3 protein-coding genes and 1 pseudogene are annotated in these 3,391 nt (G+C 72.8%); 2 read left to right on the top strand and 2 right to left on the bottom strand.

The features are described 5' to 3' along the window. Positions 1-53: 53 nt before the first annotated feature. On the bottom strand, positions 54-344 hold the full coding sequence (locus AC2CJA_RS25480) for a hypothetical protein (RefSeq protein WP_484605023.1): 291 nt from the start codon (positions 342-344) through the stop codon (positions 54-56). 312 nt (positions 345-656) lie between these two features. Between AC2CJA_RS25480 and AC2CJA_RS25475 the strand changes: the two genes are divergently transcribed. Next, on the top strand, positions 657-1,349 hold the full coding sequence (locus AC2CJA_RS25475) for a TetR/AcrR family transcriptional regulator (RefSeq protein WP_484605024.1): 693 nt from the start codon (positions 657-659) through the stop codon (positions 1,347-1,349). A gap of 163 nt (positions 1,350-1,512) precedes the next feature. After that, positions 1,513-3,156, top strand: coding sequence for an MDR family MFS transporter (locus tag AC2CJA_RS25470; RefSeq protein WP_484605022.1), 1,644 nt, complete (start codon positions 1,513-1,515; stop codon positions 3,154-3,156). Between the two features lie 55 nt (positions 3,157-3,211). On the opposite strand, the pseudogene AC2CJA_RS25465 reads toward AC2CJA_RS25470, so the two are convergent. Continuing rightward, a pseudogene (locus AC2CJA_RS25465) lies at positions 3,212-3,391 on the bottom strand (recombinase RecA); the annotation flags it as partial.

Raw genomic sequence — 3,391 nt, 5'->3', positions numbered from 1 at the left:
ACGGGGGGGCCCGCCCGCCGCGCGCCGCCCCCCCCCCCCTCCGCCACCCCGGATTACCCCGGCCTGCCGGTCCTGTCGGCGTCGGGCGAGGCGGACGCGCGCTCCTCCGGGCCGGGTGGGGCGGACGGGGCGGCGCCGCCGGCGGTGCCGTGCGCGGAGCCGGCCTTGTCCGCCGCCACGCGGTCGGCCGGTCCCTGCTGTCCTCCGCCCGCGACCACGGTGAGACCGGCGCCCGCCGCCATGGTGACCACGCTGAGCGCGAGAACGACGTCGCGCGCCGGCGGGGTGCTCCTGGTACGGGCGTGGGAGCGGTGGCGGGGACGGCCGGCTCGGCGGGAGCTCATACGGACGGCACCTCGGGAAGTCGGTCGGGGATCGGTCGGCCCGGGGTCCTCGGAGGGGGTTGGGCGAGAGCCTAGGCAGGTCCGGGGCCCGCGGGGCACGTGGCAAGGGCTTCTTCAGGAAGCCCTAAGGAAGCCATGAGGTTTCGCGGGGGCACGGGCCCCGGCATCCGGCCCGCATCCCGCGCGAACCGGAGCGCGCGAGGCCCCCGTCCGGGGGCCGGCGGGCCGCCGGGAGGCCGCGAGGAGGCGGACGGGACGGGCAGGCGGACCGGACGGAAATAATTTTTTACAGAGCATGCATTTTTGCTTATCATGCAAGATGTGTCGGACAAGAAGGCAGCAGGAAGTGGGCTGCGGGAGCGCAAGAAGCGGGCCACGCGCGCCGCTCTCACGGAAGCGGCGGTGCGGCTCGCGGCGGAGCACGGGGCGGAACACATCACCGTCGAGGCCATCAGCGAGGCGGCCGGCGTCTCCCCCCGGACGTTCTTCAACTACTTCGACTCCCGCGACGACGCCTTCGTCATGGTCGACGCGGAATCGGGCGCGCGGGTCCGTCGCGGAGTCCTCCGGGCACCGGCCGGTCTCTCGCCGCTGGAGGCGCTGCGCGAGGCCATGGCGGCGGAGCTGGCGGAGATCGAGCAACGCCACGAGGTGTGGGATCTCCATGCCAGGGTGCTGAGCGCATCACCACATCTGCTCGCCCGCAGTCTCGCCGCGCACCTGGCCGACGAGCTCGGCCTGGCCGAGGCGCTCGCCGAGCGCCTCGCAGGCGGTCCCGCCACCGCCCCCGGCCCGGTTCCCTCCGCTCCCGAGGAGGAACGGCGCAGGGCGCTGGACCTGTATCCGCGGCTGCTGGCCGCCGTCGGCGGCACCGCCGTCCGGGTCGCCGTCGAGCACTGGTGCGCACGGCAGGACCGGGTGGCCTTCACCGACGTCTTCCGGCAGGTCTTCGAGCACCTGGCCGCCGGACTGCCGGCGCCGTCCGGCGAGAACCCGCGGCGCTGACCCGCCCCGCTCCCCGCCCGGCACGGAACGCCCCGGCACCTCTTCCTGGCAAGGCCCCGCGCGCTCCGTGCCCGCATGAGCGATCCATGAGCCCCTGAGAGCCCCGGAGAGGGACGTTGTGACCGCATCGCAGGCGCCCGGCCAGGCGCCATCATCCACACCCATGACCAACCGGCAGATACTCCAGGCCATGTCCGGCCTGATGGCCGGCATGTTCGTCGCCATCCTGGCGGGCACCGTGGTGGCCAACGCGCTGCCCCGGATCATCACCGACCTGGGAGCCAGCCAGTCCTCCTACACCTGGGTCGTCACCTCCGAGCTGCTGGCCATGACGGCGACCGTGCCGCTGTGGGGCAAGCTGTCCGACCTGTACAACAAGAAGCTGCTGCTGCAGCTCTCCCTGGGCATGTTCGTGGTCGGCTCACTGCTGGCCGGTTTCTCCCAGGGCGTCGAGCTGCTGATCTTCAGCCGGGTCGTCCAGGGCATCGGCGCGGGCGGTCTCACCGCCCTGGCGCAGGTGGTGATGGCCGCCGTCATCCCGCCCCGCAGGCTGGGCAAGTACGCGGGCATCTTCGGCGCCGTCTTCGCCGCCGGCACCGTGGCCGGGCCGCTGATCGGCGGTGTCCTGGTGGACACCTCGTGGCTGGGGTGGCGCTGGTGCTTCTTCATCGGCGTGCCGTTCGCGCTGCTGGCGATCGTGCTGCTGCAGCGCACCCTGCGGCTGCCCACGGTCCGGCGCGAGGTGAAGATCGACTTCCTGGGCGCCTTCCTGATCGTCGCCGGCGTCTGCGCGCTGCTCATCTGGACCTCGCTGGCCGGGAACCAGTTCGACTGGGCCTCCTGGCAGACCGCCGTTCTGACCGGTGGCGGCGCGGCGCTGCTGATCGCCGCGGTCCACGTCGAGTCGCGGGTGCCCGAGCCGGTCATCCCGCTGGACATCTTCCGCAACCGCACCGTGACCCTGACCACCGTCGCCAGCCTGCTGGTGGGCGTGGCCATGTTCGGCGGCACCGTCTTCCTCTCCCAGTACTTCCAGATCTCCCTGGGCAAGTCCCCGACCGTCGCCGGTCTGATGAGCCTGCCGATGATCCTGGGTCTGCTGGTCTCCTCCACCGTCGCCGGCCAGATCATCAGCGCCACCGGCAGGTGGAAGGTGTACCTGGTGGCGGGCGCGATCACCATGGCCGCAGGTCTCGGGCTGCTCTCCACGATCGACTCCGGCACGGGCTTCGGCCTGCTGAGCGTCTACATGGCGGTGCTCGGCGTCGGCGTCGGCATGCTGATGCAGAACCTGGTCCTGGCCGCGCAGAACGACGTCCCCGCCGCCGAGCTGGGCGCCGCGACCTCCGTGCTCTCCTTCTTCCGCAGCATGGGCGGCACGATCGGCACCAGCGTGCTCGGCGCGATCCTGGCCAACCGGGTCGCGACCGAGATGGCCCGGGGGCTGGAGCAGGCGGGCGTTCCCGCCGCCGGGGCCCAGGCCCCCGGCGGCGCGGAGGGCGGTGTCCCCGATGTCACCGCCCTGCCCGCGCCGATCCGGGCGATCGTGGAGCACGCCTACGGCGTCGCCACCGCGGACCTCTTCCTCATCGCGACGCCCTTCGCCCTGCTGGCCCTGGTCGCCGTCGTGTTCATCAAGGAGAAGCCGCTGAGGACCACCAGCGGTATGGAGCGGCTGGCCGAGGAGTCCGCCGGTGACACCGGTGCCCGTGACTCGGACGGCCCGGAGCGGCGGCCCGTGGACGGTGACGGTGCCCCGAAGACCGGAGGGGAGACCGGCAGGGAGCCGGCGGCCCAGGCCGGCTGAGCCCTGCCGGGCGGGGACCGGGGTTCCGGGGGGCGGGAGGGAACGGTGCGGCGGGTCAGAACCCGGCGGCGAGGGTGCGGATGGCGTCCGCCTCGGGCTCCGCCTCACTCCCCTCCCGCGTTCGCGCCCCGATGCCGAGCTTCTCCTTGATCTTCTTCTCGATCTCGTCGGCCAGATCCGGATTGTCACGCAGGAAGTTGCGGGCGTTCTCCTTGCCCTGCCCCAGCTGATCACC

The organism is Streptomyces sp. ATLC9 (assembly GCF_057196705.1).
Note: the sequence above shows the minus strand (reverse complement) of the source record. Positions and strands in the feature narration are given on the sequence as shown.